The sequence below is a fragment of the Paraburkholderia sp. IMGN_8 genome, assembly GCF_038050405.1.
Classification (GTDB): Bacteria; Pseudomonadota; Gammaproteobacteria; order Burkholderiales; family Burkholderiaceae; genus Paraburkholderia.
The window spans coordinates 3,000,389-3,021,218 of sequence record NZ_CP150901.1; the positions used below are offsets into that span (position 1 = coordinate 3,000,389).

The window sequence follows — 20,830 nt, forward strand, 5'->3', positions numbered from 1 at the left end:
AACATGCCCACCCAAATCTACGAGCACGGACTCGATCGAAACGAAGCTAACCATGTTCCGCTGACACCGCTGCACTCACTGGATCGATGCGCCGAATTGTTTCCGGAGCGGATCGCTATCGTGCATGGCGCGATGCGCCAGACCTGGGCGGAGACGCGCAGCCGCTGCCGCCGGCTGGCCAGCGCGCTCGTCCGGCGGGGTGTCACGCGCGGCGACACCGTATCGATCCTTGCGCCTAATACGCCCGCGCTGGTGGAGGCGCATTTCGGGGTGCCACTGAGTGGCACTGTGCTCAACACGATCAATTGCAGGCTGGATGCCGACGGCATTCGGTTCATTCTGCTTCACGGGGAATGCAAGGTTCTTTTTGTCGATCGTGAATTCGCGGCCCTTGCCGCGGACGCGCTCGAGCACGTTCCCAATAGGCCACTCGTGATTGACATTGCCGATCTCGAAGCACCGCCGGGGGCATCGATAGGTGACCTCAACTATGAGCAGTTGCTCGGAGAAGGCGACCCAGACTTCGAAGGCGTGTGGCCCGCGGACGAATGGGACGCCATCGCGTTGAACTATACGTCCGGAACGACTTCCGACCCGAAAGGGGTCGTGGTCAGTCACCGTGGGGTTCACCTGATGAGCATGCTCCAGTTGATTGACTGGGGCGTGCCGCGCGGGCCGGTGTATCTCTGGACCCTCCCAATGTTCCATGCCAACGGATGGTGCTTCGCCTGGGCGGTCACAGCAGCGGGCGGCACCCATGTCTGCCTGCGCAAAGTCAATGCCGCAGGAATATTTAGAGCCATCCGCGAATACGGCGTCGATCATTTTTGTGCGGCGCCAATCGTCCTGGCCGCATTGGCCGACGCGCCTGCCAGCGAGCGCAGCCCGTTACCTCGCGCCGTTCGCGTGCGCACGGCGGGTTCACCACCCCCGGCCACCGTGTTGAAATCGGTAAGCGAGCTGGGATTCGAGGTCGAGCACGTATACGGCATCACCGAAGCCTCCGGCACGCCGGTCAGTTGCCTCATCCAGGCAGACTGGCGCGCACTGGCCAACGAGGAGCAGGCGCGCCTGAAGGCGCGGCAAGGTCAGCGGGCCGCCGGACTTGAAGCCATGCGAGTCGCAAATCCCGCCACGCTCGAGTCAGTTCCTGCGGACGGCAAGACCGAGGGAGAGATACTGCTGCGCGGCAATGTCATGATGAAAGGCTATCTGAAGAACGAGGACGCAACCCGAAACGCCTTCGAGGGTGGCTGGTTCCACACTGGCGATATTGCCGTGGTGCACCCGGACGGATACATTCAGATCACAGATCGTTCCAAAGACGTCATCATTTCAGGTGGAGAGAACATTTCATCGGTAGAGGTGGAGGGCGTATTGCACCAACACCCGGCAGTCCTCATCGCGGCAGTGGTGGCGCAGCCCGATGACAAGTGGGGCGAAGTGCCTTGCGCATTTGTCGAATTGAGACAGGGTATCGATGCACCTTCTGAACGGGAGCTAGTTACGTTCTGCCGAGAGCGGCTCGCTCACTACAAGTGTCCTGTGAGGATCGTGTACGGCACACTGCCAAAGACAGGCACAGGAAAAATTCAGAAGTTTCGACTTCGAGAGCAGGCTGGCAGCCGGGAAGCCATTACGAAGCTGTCTGACGCATAGTCACGTCTCGCGGGTGTATCGACGCTTACTATTGCGACACGATTTGCACCCACTGCACAATCAATCTTCGGCGTGTGCAAAATCGCGAAGCCCTGCCAGGTCAAGAATGCGGACTGAGCCATACTCGATCATCAGAAGCCCCGCATCGGCGAGCTCGCGAAGCGCCCGGTTGGTGTTCTGCCTGGAAAGGCCGGACAAACGTCCGATTTCTTCTTGTGAAAGACCCAGCGTTAGGTCAGTAACACTAAAGAGTTGCGGATTGAACAGTTCAGCGAGACAGAAAGCGACTCTTGCAGATGCTTTGTGCAAACGGAGGTTTCCAACCAGACCGACGTAGTATCCACACCGTGCATTGAGTTGATCGATGACAAATCGACTGAACGAATGGCTATTGTCAAGCAGCCACTCAAATGTGCTGTGCGGAATAAACCCGACTTCGCTGTCGCGCAGCGCTACCACCGAGTATGGGCGAGGCTCATCTTTTAATAGGGCTCCCTCACCAAACCAGGAACCCGCCGGCACGCCGGCGAAGGTCGTGGCCCGCCCACCTTTCGAGACCGTATCGACTTTGACTAACCCTTCGATCACGCCTATCCAATGATCCGCAGGGGCTCCGCGATGACAGACCAGGGCGCCGGCAGAATACGACCGTTGAAAGGCATCTTTCTGGACGCGAGCGAGTTGTTCCTGTGTCAAATTAGCCGACCAGGCGGAGCGCGATATGAAGCACTGCAACTCAACTGACAGGGGCATAGCCAAGTTTGGTTCGAAGGGTCCAGAGGCTCTAGTTTAACCATTTGCCGGCCGACGTTGCCCAATGACCGACCGGCTGATATCTGCTCGAAGGTCCGGTCCGGAGCAGCAGCCGACGTTCGACCGAGCACTTGATGGCGTGGGCCAACGTCCGTAGATGGCCGGGTGCCGTCTCATGCAATTGGCATACGCGGTCTGAACCTCGCACGGCGGCGATCGGCAGCACGCGACCCGTAAGAGTCGATCGATACCAGCGCTGCTATGTCCGCTACCGAACGACAATCGGACAACGTCCGGCGTCCCGGCGAGGGCAGGACACGTATTCGCCAGGCACGAGGGCACTACGTCGGGCTTTTCCTCATGAGGATCGTGTAGTGAACGGTGCCGAGAGTTCTTCCGCTCTCGAAAGAAAGAGCTTCAGGACTGGAGAGGTGTTCGACCTGCTGTAGCCAATGACGAGATCAACCGTCGGTGCATCGCCTTCAAGGGGCCGGCTGACGACCGACCATGGCAGCAGATTGTTCGCGTACTCCGGCATCAACGCGAGCCCACGCGTGGACGCAACGAGCGACATCGCCATCGCGAGATTGTCGACGCCGTGTCCGGGTGTGATATTGACGCCGCTCCGTTGCAGATACCGCTCAATGACGTCGTGGAGCACCCTGGCTTTGTTCGACGCCATGATGAACGTCTCGCCCACGAGATCCGCCGGGCGGATCGCGGTTCGTGCGGTCAGCCGGTGGTCGCTCGGCATCAGCACAATGAGCTTCTCCCTGCTGACGACGCGATAGTCGAGATCGAATCCCGGTTCGGCCCGCAGAAACGCGAGGTCGAGCCGGCCACGCGCTAGCGCATCGGCGAGGTCCGGCGAATAGCTGCTCGATACGGTGACGTCGATATTCGGCAATTCATCGCGCAGAACCTGCATGGCGCGCGGCAGCCAGGTGATTTCCTCGCCGGTCTGAAAGCCGAGCGCGAAGACCTGCTTCGCCGGCCGCACGGCGCGGCGCGCAGCCTCGGTCGCGGCGTCGACCTGCGCGAGCGCCAGCAGTGCATGGTCGAGGAACGCCTTGCCCGATGCAGTCAGCTCGACACCGCGCGCACTGCGGCTGAACAGTTCCGCGCGGACCTCGTCTTCCAGATCGCGAATCTGTCGGCTAAGAGATGGCTGCGACGTATGCAGGCGCTGTTCGGCCGCAACCGTGAGGCTACCCGTCTCCGCGACGGCAATGAAATACCGCAGATGTCGAAGTTCCATATGCTCCTCGCCCGCATCCCATGCCTCACAGGCATGCCCACCAGCCTACAAAGTCTTTTTGCTTTTCGCAATCGACCACTAGATTAGCAATCAGGCAGCCGCATAGCATCTACCAGCAACCCCCAACGGACTGACACCCGCCTTCGCCCCATACCTCTCATCTATATCACCCGGAGAGTCTGAATGGACATCCCAGTTGTTGTAATTACCGGTGCGCTTACAGGCATCGGCCGCGCCACGGCACTGGCGTTCGCGGACAGCGGCGCGCATCTCGTCGTTTCCGGCCGCCGCGAAGCCGAAGGCAAAGCGCTCGAAGCCGAACTTCGCGAACTCGGCGCAGACGCCGTCTTTGTCCGTGCCGACGTCCGTGATGACGATGATCTACGCGGCCTCGTCGATCAGGCCGTCGCCCGCTTCGGCCGCATCGATGTTGCTGTCAACAATGCCGGCACGGAGGGAGAACCCGGCTCCGTCGTTGACCAGACGGCGGAAAGCTACGCCGCGACCTTTGACACCAACGTGCTCGGCACGCTGCTCAGCATGAAGCACGAACTACGCGTGATGCAGGCACAGGGGCACGGCAGCATCGTCAACGTGTCGTCGAGCTACGGCCATGAAGGCGCCGCTTACGCGTCGGTCTACGCCGGCAGCAAGCATGCGGTCGAAGGCATGACCAAGTCCGCCGCGCTCGAAGTCGCCGCGTCAGGCGTGCGCGTCAACGCAGTAGCGCCGGGACCGACCGAAACCGGCATGCTCGACCGCTTCACCGGCACGGCGGAGCGCAAGAGGGCGCTTGTCTCGACGGTGCCGCTGGGCCGCATCGGCCAGCCTGACGATATCGCCCGCGCGATCCTGTTTCTCGCATCGGATGCCGCGTCGTTCGTGACGGGCCAGATCGTCTCCGTCGACGGCGGCAAAACGGCGGGCTGATGACGAACCTACAGCGATCAGGAGCACTGTCATGAGTCACCTCGCCGGAAAGACCGCGCTCGTCACGGGCGCCTCACGCGGCATCGGCCGCGCCAGTGCGCTCGCACTCGCGAAAGCAGGCGCACAGGTGCTCGTTCACTACAGCAGCGGGGAAAAGGCGGCGGATGCTGTCGTCGCCGAAATCCGCGCGGCCGGCGGCAACGCCCAGAAAATCGCCGCGGATCTGCGCGACGCAGACGGCCCGCATACGCTCGCAAAACGCGTTCGCACTGTCGTCGGCCATCGTCTGGACATTCTGGTGGCGAACGCCGGCATTTCAAAGGCCGCAAGCATTGAGGAAACGACCGTCGAAGATTTCGACGACTTGTTCGCCGTGAATGTGCGTGCGCCTTATTTCCTCGTGCAGCAGTTACTGCCCGTGATGTGCAAAGGCAGCAGCGTTGTCCTGCTCTCGTCGCTCGCGGCGCATGCCGCGGTCGGCAAGTTCCCCGCATACGCGGCTACCAAGGGGGCGGTCGATACACTCGTCAGACATTTCGCTTCGGCACTTGGTGAACGCGAGATTCGCGTGAATGCAGTTGCGCCCGGCGTCGTCGAAACCGACATGTCGAACTTCACGAAGACCGCCGCGGGACGCGAGGTCACGCTCGGCATGCAGGCGTTAAAGCGCGTCGCGCAACCTGATGACATCGGCGGTGCGGTTGCGTTTCTCGCCTCGGACGCAGCGCGCTGGATTACCGGTGAAACGCTGCGTGTCGACGGCGGCTCGAAACTCTAGATCAACCCGATTCACACCCGTTTCCAGTGTCTTCGAGAAGCCCGATTAATCAGATATCCATATTTATACGAAACATCAAAGAGCACGATTCAAATGACAACCGCTACACCCATCCTGTACGAATCGAAAGGCTCTCCGAACGCACGCCGCGTGCGCATCTTCATTGCGGAGAAGGGAATCGACATCCCGACGAAGCCTGTCGACCTGGGCGCCAAAGAACAGTTTTCCGATGCCTACCGCGCAATCAACCCGCGCAGCCAGGTGCCGGCGTTGGCCCTCGCCGACGGCCCCGTCATCGCAGAAGTGCTCGCCATCTGGCGTTATCTGGAAGAAGCGTATCCGCAGACCCCATTGCTGGGCACCACGGCAAAGTCGAAGGCCCTCGTCACGATGTGGGAACGCCGCGCAGAACTGGACGGCTTCGCGCCGGTCATGGAAGGCGTGCGTAACGCGGTCGCGGGCCTGAAAGGCCGTGCGCTGTCAGGTCCGCATGCCTATGAGCAGATTCCCGAACTGATCGCGCGAAGCAAACAGCGCGTAGCCAACTTCTTCGCCGACTTCAACGAGCGGCTCGATACAGTCCGGTTCGTCGCCGGCGATGATTTCTCCGCGGCGGACATCACGACGCTCGTGACGGCCGACTTCGCCGCCAACGCGCTGAAGATGCCGATTCCAGTCGAACACACCGCGTTTCAGCGATGGTACGACGAGGTATCTGCCCGGTCGAGCGCCGCCGCATAACGCATTGCACCGGCGCTGACTGGCTGGCGGGAACGAACGCCCCTGAAGCGCCAACTCAAGGAGAAACCCATGGTCAGCAACACCACTCCCGCCGCCCGGCCAGTGAAGACTCCGGGCAAGGACCATCCGATCACCATCGAACGCAATCCGTCGCGGGTGGTGGTCACGGTGGCCGGCAAGGTCATCGTCGATACGCAGGATGCGTTGACGCTGCGCGAAGCCCATTACCCGGCAGTCGTCTACGTCCCGCGAAAGGATATTGACATGACGTTGCTCGAGCGCACCGACCACGCGACGTACTGCCCATATAAGGGCGATTGCGCGTACTTCTCGATTCTGGCTGGCGGCGAGCGCGCGGTCAACGCCGCTTGGACCTACGAGAACCCGTACGAAGCCGTCGCACGGATCCGCAATCACCTCGCGTTCTATCCGGACCGCGTGGATGCGATCGACGAGCGGCCGGCCGCCTCGACCAACAACTGAGCGCCCGCAGTCGCTCACCATCGCACGCACGACGCTCGACCTTTCACGGAGATTGACATGACTGTCACCTAGCCCGAACAGCACAAGGCCCTCAGCCAGAGGGCATGAACCGTTGCCCCCACGCGCCAATAGCTCTTTGGAAAATGGTCCGGACAGCGACAACAGTCAATCATTAACTGGATTAGTGACGCGGTGAACCGCTCACGGAAACCTTAGGAAACCACATGTCTAAGTTAGCTCAAAAAGTGGCACTTGTTACCGGCGGTTCACGCGGCATCGGTGCGGCAATCGCGAAGCGTCTCGCCGCGGATGGAGCGCGGGTGGCCTTTACATATGCGAAGGACGCCAGCGCGGCTTCGGCCGTAGTCAAAGAGATTGAACTCAATGGCGGAAAGGCTATCGCGATCCAGGCGGACGCTACTGACGTCAAAGCTGTCGAGGCTGCGGTCGAGAAAACTTTTGCGACCTTCGGCCGGCTGGATGTGCTGGTGAACAATGCCGGCACGGCCATTCCGAAACCGTTCGAAGACACGACACTGGAGGAGATGGATCGAGTGATCGACATCAACATCCGCGGCGTGTTCGCTACGACCAAGGCTGCGCTGAAGCACCTGGATGATGGTGGCCGCATCATCATGATCGGTTCGGCGGTGGGCGAGCGTGCCATTGCGCCCGGGCTGGTGCCCTACGCGGCCACGAAGGCAGCCGTCAGGATGTTCACCCAGGCGCTGTCTCGAGAGTTGGGAGGCCGGGGCATCACGGTTAACAACGTCCAGCCGGGTCCGATCGATACAGACCTGAATCCCGCCTCAGGCGATTGGGCGGTGCCGCAGAAGGCGGCCACAGTACTCGGTCGCTATGGGCGCGTTGAGGAGATCGCCGCAATGGTAGCTTTCGTCGCCGGCCCGGAGGCCTCTTACATTACCGGCGCGAATCTTACGGTGGATGGTGGGATGAATGCCTGAGCCTGGGCACATGTTCGGCCTACGGATTTGAAGAAGGGCGACGTCCGTGCGGGCGCGACGGGGAGTCGATGAGTTAACGGGGTCGACTCTCCATTAACGACTTTGCACAGTCACCTGGCCGCCCCACGCGGTTCGCAGGCGCGGCCAGTGTCTGGCTCGCTAATCGCGAGATATGATTGGCCAACGCCCAGGAATATCAATTTGGTGTGCGGGATTGCGCGCTTGCCCCTCCAATGGATTTGTCGTCGCCCGATTGTCGACGATCGAAGCGGCGCAGTCGAATGGCTCCTGTTGGGCCGGCCTCTGCCGGACGCCACGGGCTCCTGTTGACCCCACGACCGCCGTTGGGGCCGGTGCCACGTCAGCGGCAGCTTCGAGGTACAAGGGTCATTCATTCCTTTGAGTCTATCGACAAATCCTCGGTCGGAGCGGATCTTCGAGCCTGGGCCGTTACCTCTGTTCAGAGGAGTAGTGGCCAATCTTCATTTGCATAGAAAAGAAATGGTGACGAGTTCCCTTGTTCCAGGCCGGCCAGGACCTGGTATCCTGCACCTAGTCTCCGACTTTCAGAAGAACTTTTCCGCCTCGCTCCTGATGGGAGATTGCGGCGCCGATTTCCTCAAGCCGATAGGTCGCTGCCACTGGAATTGCAACTTCGCCTGCGGCCACCATTTTTGACGCCTGCATGATGGCGCCAGGAATTTGTCCGGCAAAGTCCGGATTGCCTAAAGAAAAGCCACGAATGGTCAGGTCATTGAAGATGACCTCGAAAGGGCTAACTGCTATGGCCGCAAAGCTCGGAGCAGCGTACGACACGAGGGTGCCACGCGGGCCCAGCAGCGTGGCCAGACGGCCAGCAGCCTCTCCGCTGATAGCATCCAGCGCAAGCCGCACGCGCTTTCCGCCCAGCGCCTCTGTCATCTTCGTCGGCGCGTCATCATCGTCCAACAAGACCAGCTCGCATCCCGCTTCTCGCGCGGCATTCATAGCCTCGGCGCGGCGCACCAGTCCGAGAGTCTTGACACCTTTTTGCCTGGCGAAGCCGACTATCCAGTGCGCTATGGCCGAGTTGGCCGCGTTGATTGCAATCCAGTCGTCCGACTGAAGGTGCACGTATGTCTCGAGCAGCAAATGCGCGGTGGGCGGATTGATAGTAAGCATCGCCAACTGATGAGGGTCGGCATCGGCAGGAAGCGCAACCAGGCCTTCCGCGTTGACGACCATCCGCTCGCGCCAGGTAAAGCTGCCCATTGGGAGAGTCACGCGATCGCCGACCCTGACGTTGCCAACTCCGGCACCAACCTCCAGCACGCGCCCCGCACCCTCGTTGCCGATAACAGATGGCAACTCGGGATGCAGCGGATACAAGCCCCGCGCGACGAGAGTGTCGCTGAAGTTGATCGGGGCATACTCGACACCGACCATCACCTGGCCCGCGCCCGGACTGGCGGGCTCGGGCAACTCACGGAATTCAAGTCCCGTCGCAGGTTCGCCATATGCGGTGAGCACAATACCTTTCATGATGAAACTCCTCTTCGATGGACGCCTGAGTAGACACGGCGCCCGGGCATGCCTTATGGGGCATCGGATTGCGGAATGTCGTGTATTGCCGCTGCATGCCGGGGCCCCGTCAGATTCGGAAGCTCGACAACCCCATCTTCAGCGAACAAGGCAGCGGCGTCCTTCGGAGCGAATCAAGCGACGATCAGATCTGCGCTCTACCGCCGTCCACGAAGAGCTCGATACCCGTGACGAAACTGGAGTCATCCGAAGCGAGAAACAGGGCCGCTTTGGCAACTTCGTCGGCTTCCCCCATGCGTCCCATCGGGATGGTCGACAAGATTCTCGCTATAGCGTCTGGAGGCTGCTGATCAACGATCGGGGTATCGATTGGGCCCGGGCTAAGGACATTTGAACGGATGCGACGGTCCTTCAGCTCCACGGTCCATCCTCGCACGAAATTGCGGATGGCCGCTTTGGTCGCGCCGTATACCCAGAAGGCGGGTGTCCCTTTGGCGCTCGCGACGGAGCCCGTGAGAATGATCGAACCGCCGTCATTCAAGAGCGGCAGAGCCTTCTGGACGGTGAAGAGCACTCCCTTCACGTTGGTATTGAACAGTTTGTCGAAATGCGCTTCAGTGATGTTGCCCAAGGCGGCGAACTCAGCGATGCCAGCGTTGGCGAAGACGATGTCGATTCTTCGCCCTGTCGCGTTGACGTTCTCATAGAGACGATCAAGATCATCCAGATTGGCGACGTCTCCCTGGATGCCGGTCACATTGTCTCGGATGGCCCTCACGGCTTCGTCGAGCTCCTTCTGGTGACGGCCGGTGATAAAGACGTAGGCGCCCTCGGCGACGAAAAGCTTCGCGGCGGCGAAGCCGATCCCCGACGAGCCGCCGGTAATGACGGCCACCTTTCCCTGCAACTTATCCATAGCGACTACTCCGTTGATTGCTAATTGCGATTGGCAGCGCCTCCGGGCTGGCGGTCAGCTGCCAAAAAAAAGCCGAGCGCCCATGCGCGGCTGCATTCGAGGGTGGTTTGCGCGTACCAACCAACGCCGGTCAGTCAGCCGATCATCTCCCTGGTCGTCCGGCGGCTAGACCTCGAGCCGGAACGCCGCCCCGTCGCGCTTCACATGTCCAGCTGTCGGCGCGGCATAGTGGGTGCCGATGACCAGGATCGGCTGGTCGGCCCATTCGGCGAACATCTTCGCGCGGGTGGCCGTCGCGGCCTGGGTGTCGCTGTCGAGGCTCGTGGCCCAATCAGGGTGCGCCATCTGGCAGGGATGGTGGGCAATGTCGCCGGTGATCACCGCGCTCTGCCCTTCCGATTCGATCACCACGCTGACATGACCCGGCGTGTGCCCAGGTGTTGGCCTCAGGTGGACCTCAGGCGAGACGCGGTGGTCCATCTCCACCAGTTCGACCAGGCCGGCGTCGAAGATCGGCCGTACGCTGTCTCCCATGATCGCCTGCTGCTCCTCGTCGCCCTCGTTGCTCCAATGCTCGAATTCGCGCTTGCCAATCAGGTAACGTGCCTTGGGGAAGGTTGGGACCCACTTGCCGTCCACCAACATGGTGTTCCAGCCCACGTGGTCTAGGTGCAGGTGAGTGCAGATCACGGCGTCGACACTGTCGCGGCTCCAGCCCGCACCCGCCAGGTGTTGCAGGAACGGCGTCGCGAGCGGGTTTCCGCCCATCAAATGACGCGGCTTGTCGTTGCCGATGCACGTGTCGACCATCAGCCTCAGCCCCGGCGCCTCCACTAACAGGGCGTGGACCGACACGTTGAGCGAACCATCTTCGTTGACGAAGTGCGGATAGAGCCAGGGGCTGGCCTTCAGCACCTCCGGCGTCGCGTCCCGCAGGAAGAAGCCCTCCGGATCGTGGGGCAACGAAAACAGCATCTCGACCACGCATGTGATCTTCACCGAGCCCACCTGCCAATTCAACATAACGACCTCCTCATGGTTGCATCGCGTCGAGGAAACCTCGTCCGCTCATCGCCTGACCTGCTTCGTCAAAGGCACAGGGATCGCACCACAGGAACAGGCGCGCGTGGGAGCTGTGAATATCCGCTTGTCATGCCGGTCACATCGTTAAAATGACTTTGCCAAACGGCCGATCCTCTATCAGGTGACGCAGGGCTTCGCCTGCTTCGGCAAGAGGGTAGATGCTCTCGACGATCGGCTTGACTGATCCGCTTACGATTAACGGGATGATGTCCTGCCACGCAGTGGCGATCGTGGCCGGTGACTGGGCGAACAGGGAGAAGCCAGCCATCCGCGCCCGCTTCCAGATCAGGTCCGTGACATCGATCGTGGTTCTGCGGCCAGCGGAGTAGCCCAACGTGATCAGGACACCGCCGGGAGCCAGGCTGCTCAACGCCTCACTCGTCACAGTGTTGCCGATGCTTTCGATGACGATATCGACGCCCTTGCCGGCCGTTATCCGACGAACGCCGTCGGCGAGACCTTCCGCGGTGAGGTCAATCACGTCCTCGAAGCCAAGTTCGCGCGCTCTCGCGGCTTTCGCCGCGCTGCCAGCCGTAGAGATCACCTTGCCGGCGCCCTGCGCCCGTGCGAGCTGATAGGTCGCGTTGCCGACCGACCCGCCGATTCCCGGAGCCAGCACCGTCATGCCCGGCTTGAACCCGGCGTCGGTGAGGCTGACCTGTGCCGTCAGCCAGGCCACCGGAATGCTGGCCGCGATAACGTCCCCGATCGCGTCAGGCACCAACGCCAGATGTTCCGGCCTCACCAGCAGCCATTCCTGCCATGTGCCATTCTCACCAACGCCGTAGGGTCCCGTGAACATCACGCGGCTCCCCACCGCGAGTCCGGAATCGCCTGCGTCCTCGATGACACCGACACCCTCGTTGCCGAGCACCAGCGGCGACTTGGCTCGAGGATGTCCACCCGACAGGACCGTGTATTCGAGCGGCGTGACGCCGGCGGCAGTCACGCGAACCAGCACCCGGTCCTTCGCCCGTTGCGGCTTGGGTAGTTCGATCTGCCGCAACCCGTCATAGCCCGAAAAGGTTTCCGCTTCGATCACACGCATTGGTATATCCTGTAAAGTAACAAACCTGTACGTAACTTTCATAGTAGGTACCGATCTGTTACTTTGTCAACCTAAAAATTCGAATCAAGGAGTTTGCGGATATGAAGGCAGGAGCCCGACCCCGGCGGGGAGCCCCGCCAAAGGGCGAAGTGAGCGCGCGCGAGCGTATCCTCGCGACGGCAAGCGATCTGTTCTACCGCGAGGGCATCCGTGCCATCGGCGTCGACACGGTCGTCGAGCGATCCGGGGTGTCGAAGACAAGCCTCTATCGCGTATTCGACTCCAAGGACGCTTTGATCTCTGCTTTCGCCGCCGAGAAAGATCGGTTGTTCTGGGCGTGGTGGGATGACGTTGAAGAGAAGCACGCTGAGGACCCGCGCGCTTTGCTGGACGCGCTGCTATCTGGAATCGCGAAGCGGATTGCGCACCCTGCCTTTCGGGGCTGCCCCTTTCTTAACCTGATGACGGAGTTTCCCGACGACAACCATCCTGGCCGGGTTATCGCCCGAGACAACAAGGAGGAAATGCGGGCGAGGCTCGCAACGATCGTTGCCAGGCTGGGCGTCGGTGATCCCAACCGTACCGCGTCTCAGATTGCGCTGCTCATCAACGGCGCGTACGTCACCGGCCTAATGGCAGAATCGGCCGATCTGAAGGACGACCTTGTCGATGCCGTCATGAAGTTGTTGGCTTAGTGGTTCGGCGAAGCACCTCACCAACGCGAAAGTGCCGAGCGCTGGCAGCGCCAGGTTGAAAGAGAGTGCGCGAGGCAGGTCGATTGCCTCATCGCGTATCAGGCTAAGGAGCACTGCCGCCCAGCCTGGCGCTGTCACGGCAAATAGGGGAGGAGTACGAACGCGATCATTTGCCGGAATCGGTTCTTGCCTCGAGTGCGTGGACGACGGCCGCGATGTCGGACTGTCCGTGCCCCAACGCCAGCCTCTCACCGAATAGCGCATAGCAGACATCCAGTAGCGGTGACGCGACCCCGGCTTCCCTAGCCGCTTCCGCAATCAATCGATTGACCTTCTGCGCATTGGTGATCGACCCCCGGACATCGAAGTCACGCATCACCAGTTTGAGAATTTTCACGCGTGAGATCTCGCTCGCCATCTGACCGGCGTCCACGACGGCGCGGAACTGCTGCATGTCCAGACCATGCCGCTCGGCAAAATGGGCCGCTTCCGCAAGGCCGGTGACCGTCGTCATCAGAAACAGGTTCACCGCGAGCTTCATGAGAAGCCCCCTCGGAACCGGGCCGCACACAATCGTCTGATGGCACATTGGCTCGAGCAGAGGGCGGACGCTTTCGACGGCCGCGTCTTCGCCCGCCAGCATCGCCACGAGCTGGCCCGCCTCGGCGGGCTTGCGCGAGCCCGAGACGGGTGCTTCCACGTAACTGCCACCGGCGTTGCGAATGTCGGCTTCGAGTCCGCGCGAGTAGTCGGGCGAGGTCGTCCCCATGTGGACGATCGTGTGGTGAGCAACGTTCGCGCTGAACTGCGGCGTGCCGCGGCCGAGAACCGCGTCGACTGCGTCGCCATCGACCAGCATCAGGAATACCACGCGGGTCCGTTTGAATATCTCGGCAGGATTCGTCGCGACGGTTGCGCCCGCCGCTCGCAAAGACTCACTCCTGTCAGCGGTGCGATTCCAGACAATGAGTTGTGTACCCGCGCCGGCCAGATTGAGGGCCATGGGTTGTCCCATGACACCTAAGCCGATGAAACCGATGTCCATGTTCACCTCCATCCCAAGACGGTTGGCGCTTGTGGCGACACGGTCGGATATGTTGCCGCGAATACCAGGAGCTGGTTTCGAATGCGGAGCATGCGGATATGAAGGCAGTTTATGATCGACTTTTACTGCGTGACCTCGCCTTGGATGACATCCCGTTGCTCGCTTGCTGCGGCAAAGAGCTGACATAGCATGGCGGCAAGCGCGCTTTCGGCGCCCCCCGCGACGAAGGCAGCTAGCGCGCTCGAAGTCCTTTCGGGGTCCACAATTTCCATCATGAGCATTCTTCTCCGGCAATCCCGCTTCGCGTTGTCAACACGAATGTTGTTGACGGCGCGGCACGACCATGTTCACGACATGCACCAGTACGGCCTCGTCGTCCTGGTTCAGCGTAGTCGTTCGGAGCTTGATCAGGCCCTGCTCCGGACGGGACTTTGACGGTCGCACCTCAATCACCTCGCACTCGACGCGCAACTCGTCACCGGGGCGCACTGGCCGGGGCCAGCGACACTCGTCGAGCCCAGCACCGACGAAGCCGCCAGCCGGCTTGAGTTCGGTCTCAGTCATCAACCGCATCGTCACGGCAGCGGTGTGCCAGCCGCTGGCGGCCAGTCCACCGAAAATCGAGCGGCGCGCCGCCGCCTCATCGAGGTGAAAGGGCTGTGGATCGAACTCGGCAGCGAAGGCAAGGACCCGCTCCTTGTCGATGCGCAACCGCCCTGAGCCGAACGTCTGCCCCACTGCAAAATCTTCTAGATAGTGCTCGTTCAACTGATTCATGATCCCGTCCCAGCCTTATGCAATGGTATCGAGCACGAGCCCAATGTCTTCCCCGCCGCTGACGCAAAAGGTGACGATGCTCCGCTCGAAACCATCACGGCGCATCGAACGGATGAGGCGGGTGGTGAGCGCGGCCTCTGTTGCGCCGATCGGGTGGCCAACGACGATGGCGCCACCTTCGACATTGACGATGTCTTGGGACAGCCTGAGAAAGTCTCTGCTCCTATCACGCGCATCGCTGCTCACCACAAAGTGACTAACCTGTAACTACCTTTGATAGTACGGACAGGTCTGTTACTTTGTCAAGCGAGAAATCGGAACGGGAGGAGCATGCAGCCGAGCTTGGAAGTTTCCAGCGCCGCTACGATTTGCACTTGTGGAAATATTCGTCCAATCCGGTCTTCGTTTCGCAATTGCGGATGCTAAGAAGTCTCGCATACGACCGTGAGCAGCCATTCGCGATCCAGCGCGGAATGACTGAAGCTGGCCGTACCCTGCCGGATGCGGTCGGCCGAGTTCAGACTCGAAGCGGCCCCGGGGGGCTGCTTTGGCGCGCGGGTACCCAGGTCGACGCGAGACAGATAATCAGCGCATGCTTCTGCGCACCACCGCTTCAGATAGCAGGAGCGAATCATGGCGCCCCGGCTCGCGAACTTTCTCGTCCTGGCGATATTGCTGGTGGGGGTGCTCGACGCGTTGACCGGCTGTGGGGGGAACGCGGTCGCGCCCCCGCCTTCCGTAGACACGCCTCCGCCTGGGATGATCCCCGCCGGCGGGGCCCCCCGCTGGATTCTTCCAGATCTGTAAGGGGCAGACGCACGCGCTCTGCGCGACCGCCAGCTGCACGGTGCTGAACAAGGTGGCGTACTGCAAATGCGACGTTAAGGAGGGGGAGAGCATCAGCTAGCCGCTGCGCATCGATGGCGAGGACGTCTGCTCGATAAACGCCAACGGTGCCGACAATGGGTACATGGTGAGCACGTTCAGTTTGCCGGAGTCCATAGTCGCGCCGAACGGCCATCGCGCGCTCTATACCTGCCCCGCAGGGTCCACCGGCGGCTACGGGCAATGCGACGGCGGCATCTGCTTCACCAGCAGCAACGGCAGCTCGTTTCCTGGCTTCGAGAAGCCGCTCGGCAGCGCCGACATCATCTGCGCGTGCCCGATAACCCAGACCCCGGGCTCACCCGTCGGGTTCCAGATCGCCGGGCCTTATCCTTGCGACGATTCGTATTTCCGCTACTGCGACAGCCAGACCGCCAATACCAGCACGGGCTCGACGGTCAAGGTCGGCGCGCCGACAGGAACGGCCAAGTTCCTCACCCGGCAGTTTACCGGAAGCGTGCCGCCATTGAACGAGTGCTTTGCTCCCTCCCGATAGGCGTGAGCGGCCCTTCGCCGCAGCGCCCTCCAACTGCCTGTTACGGTACAGGTCGCGATGACCGTTCGCGATCTCCGGCACCATGGACGAGACAGCCAACAAACTGCCCCGGGGATACGTCAAGACGAACGATTTGCGTCCGGCGCCAGCCTGGGCTGACGTCCTCCGCTATAGCCAGCGCGCCGCCGTTCAGCGTGAGGCTGCAGACGCGATTGCGTCCCGCCGCTTTCGCGGCGTTCAGCTGCCCGTCAGCGGCTTCCATTAGTTCATCTGCGCGGAGAGCGCAGGGTGGCTCGCATGTGACGCATCCGGCGCTGACCGTCAGGGTGCCGTGTCCGAGTCCATGCGTCTGGATCCGCATGTCCTCGACCCCACGCCGGATGGCCCACGCCAGGCGTTCCGCACGCGCGGGCGAGACGTTGCCGAGCACGACACCGAATTCGTCGCCACCGTATCGCGCGACAAATCCACCCGCTCCCGCAACGACAGCGGAAATACCTTTCGCAACCGTTCTCAGCACCTCGCCGCCCACCTCGTGGCCCAGCGTGTCGTTGAAGCGCTTGAAGGAGTCGATGTCTATGAACAGGACGGGCAGCGGGACGCGTTTTCGTTGTGCCGCGCGCCATTGCGCGTCAGTCGTGGCAAGGCTACGCAGTCGACGATGGCTAACAATTTCTTCGCGATGGGCGAGCCAGGCGAGGCACGCCGCGGCACCAGCAAGCGCAACGACGGTAACGCCAAACCCGGTGATCACGGCGTTGGTGACGCCCTGACGGATCGCTTCGAACGTGAGAAAGGCGAAGACCAGTGCGACTGCCATTCCCGCGACGCCGGCGAGAACAGGGTGTTCGCTGAACGCGCGCCTACGCCACGAAAGAGCGAACACGCAAGTGCGGGGGTGGTCCAGGCATCCGGCTCGCAAAGGGCCGAATTGCCGGCCAAGTCCAGTGTTTTTCGAAGCTTCGCTTCGACGAATTGCGGCCTAAGCTTTGACTCAATTTTCTGCACCGAAACAACGAGAAAACAGCGATGTCCACACGACTTCACCGGGTGTCTCGCGCGGTCGGTTTTGCCCTTGCCGCCGCGACATTCGTTATATCTGGCACGGTGCTAGCCAGACATCCCACGCGGTTTTCCTCGTTTTCCGCCGACGATCAGATTTTCATCAAGTTGCATGACGCCGCCCGCGACAACGATCCCGCGCGTGCCGCGCAACTGGCGAGCCTGATCCCGAATTATCCGGCGCCGGCTTATCTCAGCTATTTCCAGATCAAGCCGCGTCTGTTCAACGGCGCGGGGCATGCGAATCTCGACGCGCCGGACGCACCGGTGCTGTCGTTTCTGCAACGCTACGACGGACAGGCGATTGCCGACCGTCTACGCAACGACTACCTGCGCGTGCTGGGGGCGCGCCACGACTGGCACGATTTCGATTCGCAATATTCACAGTTCGTCCTGGACGACGACACGCAGGTGAAGTGCTATGCGCTCGAGTCGCGCGCCGCGCGGGGTGAGAACGTGGCCGACGCGGCGCGCGCGCTGCTCGTCGAGCCGAAGTGGTACGGCGACGGCTGCGTCGATCTGATCACCGCGCTCGACCGTAACCAGCAGTTCACTTCGGAGGATGTCTGGCAGCAGATTCGCCTAGCCTATGAACAGGGCGCGACGACGACGGGCGGCAGACTAGTCGATGCGCTGGGCGCGGCGCGCCCGGATCCGCTGCTCTTCGATCAGGCGACGAACCAGCCGCGTCTGCTGCTCGCGAAAGGCGTCCAGATGGATGCGGCGTCCCATCAACTCGCCCTGCTCGCCATCACGCAGGTGGCGGCCAGCGATCCGGCGGCGGCCCCGGCCATCTTCACCGCGATCGCACCGTCGCTTACCCTGGCGGAACGCGCTATAGGCTGGGGCACGATTGCCTATCAGGCGGCGACCCGGCAGCTGTCAGGCGCGGTGGACTGGTACCGGCTATCGGCGAACGCTCCCCTGTCGAGCCAGGCCTATGAGTGGCGCACGCGCAGTGCGCTGCTGGCAGGAGACTGGACGATGGTGCGCCAGTCGATTGAGCAGATGCCGGCCGCGCTGCGCGCGCAACCCGCATGGGTCTACTGGTGCGCGCGCGCCTTGAAGCAGAGCGGCGAGGTGGCGGCAGCCGACCAGGAATTCGGAAAGATCGCGGGAACCTACACCTTCTATGGCCAGTTGGCCTCCGAAGCGCTCGGCCAGCAGATCGTAATTCCGCCACAGACCAAAGTGACCGACGAGGAAGTTGAGAAGGCCGGCCAGACACCGGGCTTCGAGCTGGCAAAACGTTTTTATGCGCTGCACCTGCGCACGGAAGGCAACCGTGAGTGGAACTGGCAGTTGCGCGGCATGACCGACCGGCAACTGCTCGCAGTCGCCGAGTACGCACGCCGCATCGAGCTCTATGACCGGGCTGTGAGCACCGCCGACAGGACGCAGACCGAGCATGATTTTTCGCTGCGCTACCTGGCGCCGTTCCGCGCGATTGTCGAGCGCGATGCGCAGTCCACCGGGTTCGCTGTCGAATGGGCGTATGGCCTCATTCGCCAGGAGTCGCGCTTCATCATCAATGCGCGCTCGGACGTTGGCGCAGGCGGCCTGATGCAGGTGATGCCGAGCACCGCGGAGATGGTCGCGAGGAAGATCGGGCTCGGTACCATCTCGCAGGCGAGAATGAATGACATCGACACGAACATCCTGCTTGGCACGTATTATCTGTCGATGATTTACAATCAGCTTGACCGTTCTGCCGTGCTCGCGACCGCCGGCTACAATGCCGGCCCTGGGCGCCCGCGTAAATGGCAGGCCAACCTGCCACGTCCGGTGGAAGGCGCGATTTTCGCGGAGACGATTCCGTTCAACGAAACCCGCGACTACGTCAAGAATGTGTTGTCGAACACGGTCTACTACGCGGCGCTGTTTGATGGCCGCCCGCAATCGCTGACGGAGCGGCTTGGCCATATCGAGCCCCGATGACATCGTGCCCAACGCTGCTGCGCTGACCGCACGGGCGCGGTGGTCGCGGGTACATATGCGACACTGAACCACGATCCATCTATATCTGGATGGCCTATCAACGGGGAACCGAGAAAGTGAAGGTGAATTCCGCGAGCCGCGACGTTGCGATATTACCGACATCATGTGCAAGTTTGCCGGCGGGTGTTATGTCAAAACGGACCCATCCGACCCGCGTTACTGCCCTCACCGGCGCCGCCCGATACGCCCGCTGATCGGCCAATCCCGTCATGCGCGACCGGTCAGATCTGTCGGTCGCGAATGGCCGCTATCGAGAAAATCGAATGCTCCTTGCCGACCCACTTCGGCCATTCGACGCAACTAGAACTCAATGACGGCTTCTGAGTGTCGAGCGGTCATCCGGGCATTCATAGCCCCGCCGGCTGTTCAGGCGGATCTTGCCAGCCGCCACCGAGCGCGCGATAGAGCGAAACGGCGCTCAGTGCGGCGTCGGTCTGGGCCTGAACCAGGTCGCGCTGCGTGTCGAGCAGTTGGGTGTGGGCGTCGAGGACGGACAGAAAGTCTGCCTCGCCTGCCTCGTACAAGGCCTGCGCGAGCGTCGACGAACGCCGCGCCGAGTCGACAGCAAGCGTCAGGCGCGCACCGCGCTCCCGTTGTGCACGCACATCGGTGTAGGCTGATTCGACGTCCTGCAAAGCATTGAGCAGCGCCTGATCGAACGCGTATTCCGCCTCGTGCAGTGCTGCGTCGTGTGCGGCGATGTTCGCGTGAATGCGCCCTGCGTTGAACAGCGGCCAAAATATCCCCAGCCCGAGATTGAAGAGGTGGTCCGTTACCGGCGGCATGCCGCGATAGGCGAGGCGATCGATCGATCCGCCGAAGGACAGCGTGAATTTGGGCAGCAGATCGGTTTTCGCGGCGCCCAGATTGGCCGCGGCCGCGTCGATGCGGCGCGCGGCCCCGCGCAGATCGGGACGTCGTTCCAGCACATCGCCCGGCGCGCTGCGCGGCAGCGAGGGCGACACCGGCGGGATCGCCGCCGCGTCGAGCAGCGTGCGCTCGATCGATTCCGGCGTGTCCCCGCTGAGCACGGCCAGCGTGCCCAGATGATCGTCGATCTGCTGCTGCACCCCAGGCACTGCGGCCTGGGCCTGCTGCAGCTGTGTTTGCGCCCGGGCCACGTCGAGGTCCGTGGCCAATCCGGCCCGATAGCGCACTTGCGTCAAATGTAGTGTGTCTGCGCGCACCGCGATGTTTTCGTCGAGGATTGCGCGCTGGCGTTGCAATCCGCGCAACTGCATATAGGCAGTGGCGACGTTCGCCATCAGCGCGACTTCGAAATCGCGCCGCGCCTCATCCGTCGCTTCGGCCTGCGCGGTCGCAGCGAGCGCGGCGAGCTGGTTACCGCCAAAGATGTCGACGACCCACGTTCCACTCACGCCGACACCCACATCGGACGCGATCCCTACGGGCGGGGGCAGGTGCGATCGTTGTCGGCTCGCGTTAGCGCCGACGTCCAGTTCGGGGAACAGGCTGCTGCGGGCGATGGTGCTCTGCGCGCGCGCCTCGCGCGTGCGCTCGATGGCGGCTTTCAGATCGTAGTTGTGCGCCAGCGCCTTGTCGAGGAGCGCGCGCAGCGGCGCGTCCGCAAAGTTGTCCCACCACTGGGCGAGGGCGGCGGTATCGTCGCCGGCGTTCGACGCACGCCAGGCGGACGGCAAACGCGACGCTGCGGCAGCGACGGATTCATTCTTCGGCATGCTGACGCAACCACAGAGCGCAAGCAGCGCGAAAGCG

21 protein-coding genes are annotated in these 20,830 nt (G+C 62.1%); 9 read left to right on the forward strand and 12 right to left on the reverse strand.

Going from position 1 to position 20,830, the window contains the following annotated elements; translation table 11 throughout:
* Positions 1-3: 3 nt before the first annotated feature.
* A complete protein-coding gene (locus tag WN982_RS34710; protein ID WP_341316523.1) occupies positions 4-1,659 on the forward strand; it encodes an AMP-binding protein in 1,656 nt (551 codons plus the stop codon).
* A gap of 60 nt (positions 1,660-1,719) precedes the next feature.
* Here the strand turns inward: WN982_RS34710 and WN982_RS34715 are convergent, their stop codons facing one another.
* Together WN982_RS34715 and WN982_RS34720 are read right to left on the reverse strand one after the other, a co-directional pair.
* Positions 1,720-2,412, reverse strand: a complete 693-nt coding sequence (locus WN982_RS34715; protein WP_341319517.1) for a Crp/Fnr family transcriptional regulator — start codon at positions 2,410-2,412, stop codon at positions 1,720-1,722.
* Between the two features lie 358 nt (positions 2,413-2,770).
* Positions 2,771-3,670 (reverse strand): LysR substrate-binding domain-containing protein, encoded by a 900-nt coding sequence (locus WN982_RS34720; protein WP_341316524.1) that lies wholly within the window; start codon positions 3,668-3,670, stop codon positions 2,771-2,773.
* A 183-nt stretch (positions 3,671-3,853) separates the two neighbouring features.
* Here WN982_RS34720 and WN982_RS34725 point away from each other — a divergent pair, with 183 nt between their 5' ends.
* From WN982_RS34725 to WN982_RS34745, 5 genes are all read left to right on the forward strand, one after another.
* Entirely contained in the window at positions 3,854-4,600 is a 747-nt protein-coding gene (locus WN982_RS34725; protein WP_341316525.1) for a glucose 1-dehydrogenase, read from the forward strand.
* Positions 4,601-4,631: 31 nt separating this feature from the next.
* Positions 4,632-5,378 carry an SDR family oxidoreductase gene (locus tag WN982_RS34730; protein WP_341316526.1) on the forward strand — a complete coding sequence of 249 codons (747 nt, stop codon included), beginning with the start codon at positions 4,632-4,634 and terminating at the stop codon, positions 5,376-5,378.
* A 93-nt stretch (positions 5,379-5,471) separates the two neighbouring features.
* Positions 5,472-6,119, forward strand: a complete 648-nt coding sequence (locus WN982_RS34735) for a glutathione S-transferase (RefSeq protein ID WP_341316527.1) — start codon at positions 5,472-5,474, stop codon at positions 6,117-6,119.
* Positions 6,120-6,188: 69 nt separating this feature from the next.
* Complete coding sequence (locus WN982_RS34740; RefSeq protein ID WP_341316528.1) at positions 6,189-6,602, forward strand: DUF427 domain-containing protein; 414 nt, start codon at positions 6,189-6,191, stop codon at positions 6,600-6,602.
* Between the two features lie 245 nt (positions 6,603-6,847).
* Positions 6,848-7,567, forward strand: a complete 720-nt coding sequence (locus WN982_RS34745) for a 3-oxoacyl-ACP reductase family protein (protein WP_341316529.1) — start codon at positions 6,848-6,850, stop codon at positions 7,565-7,567.
* A gap of 552 nt (positions 7,568-8,119) precedes the next feature.
* Here the strand turns inward: WN982_RS34745 and WN982_RS34750 are convergent.
* The 4 genes from WN982_RS34750 to WN982_RS34765 all read right to left on the reverse strand — a co-directional run bounded on the left by WN982_RS34750 (position 8,120) and on the right by WN982_RS34765 (position 12,135).
* Positions 8,120-9,088 carry a zinc-dependent alcohol dehydrogenase family protein gene (locus tag WN982_RS34750; RefSeq protein WP_341316530.1) on the reverse strand — a complete coding sequence of 323 codons (969 nt, stop codon included), beginning with the start codon at positions 9,086-9,088 and terminating at the stop codon, positions 8,120-8,122.
* Between the two features lie 184 nt (positions 9,089-9,272).
* Positions 9,273-10,004 (reverse strand): SDR family oxidoreductase, encoded by a 732-nt coding sequence (locus WN982_RS34755; RefSeq protein WP_341316531.1) that lies wholly within the window; start codon positions 10,002-10,004, stop codon positions 9,273-9,275.
* Between the two features lie 165 nt (positions 10,005-10,169).
* Positions 10,170-11,027: an MBL fold metallo-hydrolase gene (locus WN982_RS34760; RefSeq protein WP_341316532.1), complete on the reverse strand. Its 858-nt coding sequence runs from the start codon at positions 11,025-11,027 to the stop codon at positions 10,170-10,172.
* Positions 11,028-11,163: 136 nt separating this feature from the next.
* Positions 11,164-12,135 (reverse strand): zinc-binding alcohol dehydrogenase family protein, encoded by a 972-nt coding sequence (locus tag WN982_RS34765; RefSeq protein ID WP_341316533.1) that lies wholly within the window; start codon positions 12,133-12,135, stop codon positions 11,164-11,166.
* Between the two features lie 101 nt (positions 12,136-12,236).
* On the opposite strand from WN982_RS34765, the gene WN982_RS34770 reads away from it, so the two are divergent.
* Positions 12,237-12,830, forward strand: coding sequence for a TetR/AcrR family transcriptional regulator (locus WN982_RS34770; RefSeq protein WP_341316534.1), 594 nt, complete (start codon positions 12,237-12,239; stop codon positions 12,828-12,830).
* Between the two features lie 166 nt (positions 12,831-12,996).
* Here the strand turns inward: WN982_RS34770 and WN982_RS34775 are convergent, their stop codons facing one another.
* The 4 genes from WN982_RS34775 to WN982_RS34790 form a co-directional block, all read right to left on the reverse strand.
* A complete protein-coding gene (locus WN982_RS34775; RefSeq protein WP_341316535.1) occupies positions 12,997-13,887 on the reverse strand; it encodes an NAD(P)-dependent oxidoreductase in 891 nt (296 codons plus the stop codon).
* Positions 13,888-13,997: 110 nt separating this feature from the next.
* Positions 13,998-14,150, reverse strand: a complete 153-nt coding sequence (locus tag WN982_RS34780) for a hypothetical protein (RefSeq protein ID WP_341316536.1) — start codon at positions 14,148-14,150, stop codon at positions 13,998-14,000.
* A 34-nt stretch (positions 14,151-14,184) separates the two neighbouring features.
* Positions 14,185-14,643, reverse strand: a complete 459-nt coding sequence (locus tag WN982_RS34785; RefSeq protein ID WP_341319518.1) for a MaoC family dehydratase — start codon at positions 14,641-14,643, stop codon at positions 14,185-14,187.
* Between the two features lie 24 nt (positions 14,644-14,667).
* A complete protein-coding gene (locus tag WN982_RS34790) occupies positions 14,668-14,898 on the reverse strand; it encodes a hypothetical protein (protein WP_341316537.1) in 231 nt (76 codons plus the stop codon).
* Positions 14,899-15,622: 724 nt separating this feature from the next.
* On the opposite strand from WN982_RS34790, the gene WN982_RS34795 reads away from it, so the two are divergent.
* Positions 15,623-16,033, forward strand: coding sequence for a hypothetical protein (locus WN982_RS34795; RefSeq protein WP_341316538.1), 411 nt, complete (start codon positions 15,623-15,625; stop codon positions 16,031-16,033).
* Positions 16,034-16,073: 40 nt separating this feature from the next.
* Here WN982_RS34795 and WN982_RS34800 read toward each other — a convergent pair whose 3' ends face one another.
* Positions 16,074-16,853: a diguanylate cyclase gene (locus WN982_RS34800; protein WP_341316539.1), complete on the reverse strand. Its 780-nt coding sequence runs from the start codon at positions 16,851-16,853 to the stop codon at positions 16,074-16,076.
* Between the two features lie 209 nt (positions 16,854-17,062).
* On the opposite strand from WN982_RS34800, the gene WN982_RS34805 reads away from it, so the two are divergent.
* Positions 17,063-19,033 carry a transglycosylase SLT domain-containing protein gene (locus WN982_RS34805; protein ID WP_341316540.1) on the forward strand — a complete coding sequence of 657 codons (1,971 nt, stop codon included), beginning with the start codon at positions 17,063-17,065 and terminating at the stop codon, positions 19,031-19,033.
* A 407-nt stretch (positions 19,034-19,440) separates the two neighbouring features.
* Here WN982_RS34805 and WN982_RS34810 read toward each other — a convergent pair whose 3' ends face one another.
* A complete protein-coding gene (locus WN982_RS34810) occupies positions 19,441-20,793 on the reverse strand; it encodes a TolC family protein (RefSeq protein WP_341316541.1) in 1,353 nt (450 codons plus the stop codon).
* Between the last annotated feature and the right edge of the window lie 37 nt (positions 20,794-20,830).

Bases quoted from the DNA above. Each gene is read 5' to 3' on its own strand.
- WN982_RS34805 (WP_341316540.1), top strand. From the start codon at position 17,063: ATGTCCACACGACTTCACCGGGTGTCTCGCGCGGTCGGTTTTGCCCTT.
- WN982_RS34770 (WP_341316534.1), top strand. From the start codon at position 12,237: ATGAAGGCAGGAGCCCGACCCCGGCGGGGAGCCCCGCCAAAGGGCGAA.
- WN982_RS34735 (WP_341316527.1), top strand. From the start codon at position 5,472: ATGACAACCGCTACACCCATCCTGTACGAATCGAAAGGCTCTCCGAAC.
- WN982_RS34730 (WP_341316526.1), top strand. From the start codon at position 4,632: ATGAGTCACCTCGCCGGAAAGACCGCGCTCGTCACGGGCGCCTCACGC.
- WN982_RS34775 (WP_341316535.1), bottom strand. From the start codon at position 13,887: ATGGAGGTGAACATGGACATCGGTTTCATCGGCTTAGGTGTCATGGGA.
- WN982_RS34720 (WP_341316524.1), bottom strand. From the start codon at position 3,670: ATGGAACTTCGACATCTGCGGTATTTCATTGCCGTCGCGGAGACGGGT.
- WN982_RS34760 (WP_341316532.1), bottom strand. From the start codon at position 11,027: ATGTTGAATTGGCAGGTGGGCTCGGTGAAGATCACATGCGTGGTCGAG.
- WN982_RS34765 (WP_341316533.1), bottom strand. From the start codon at position 12,135: ATGCGTGTGATCGAAGCGGAAACCTTTTCGGGCTATGACGGGTTGCGG.
- WN982_RS34795 (WP_341316538.1), top strand. From the start codon at position 15,623: ATGGTGAGCACGTTCAGTTTGCCGGAGTCCATAGTCGCGCCGAACGGC.
- WN982_RS34750 (WP_341316530.1), bottom strand. From the start codon at position 9,088: ATGAAAGGTATTGTGCTCACCGCATATGGCGAACCTGCGACGGGACTT.
- WN982_RS34740 (WP_341316528.1), top strand. From the start codon at position 6,189: ATGGTCAGCAACACCACTCCCGCCGCCCGGCCAGTGAAGACTCCGGGC.
- WN982_RS34725 (WP_341316525.1), top strand. From the start codon at position 3,854: ATGGACATCCCAGTTGTTGTAATTACCGGTGCGCTTACAGGCATCGGC.
- WN982_RS34780 (WP_341316536.1), bottom strand. From the start codon at position 14,150: ATGATGGAAATTGTGGACCCCGAAAGGACTTCGAGCGCGCTAGCTGCC.
- WN982_RS34755 (WP_341316531.1), bottom strand. From the start codon at position 10,004: ATGGATAAGTTGCAGGGAAAGGTGGCCGTCATTACCGGCGGCTCGTCG.
- WN982_RS34810 (WP_341316541.1), bottom strand. From the start codon at position 20,793: ATGCCGAAGAATGAATCCGTCGCTGCCGCAGCGTCGCGTTTGCCGTCC.
- WN982_RS34710 (WP_341316523.1), top strand. From the start codon at position 4: ATGCCCACCCAAATCTACGAGCACGGACTCGATCGAAACGAAGCTAAC.
- WN982_RS34715 (WP_341319517.1), bottom strand. From the start codon at position 2,412: ATGCCCCTGTCAGTTGAGTTGCAGTGCTTCATATCGCGCTCCGCCTGG.
- WN982_RS34800 (WP_341316539.1), bottom strand. From the start codon at position 16,853: ATGGCAGTCGCACTGGTCTTCGCCTTTCTCACGTTCGAAGCGATCCGT.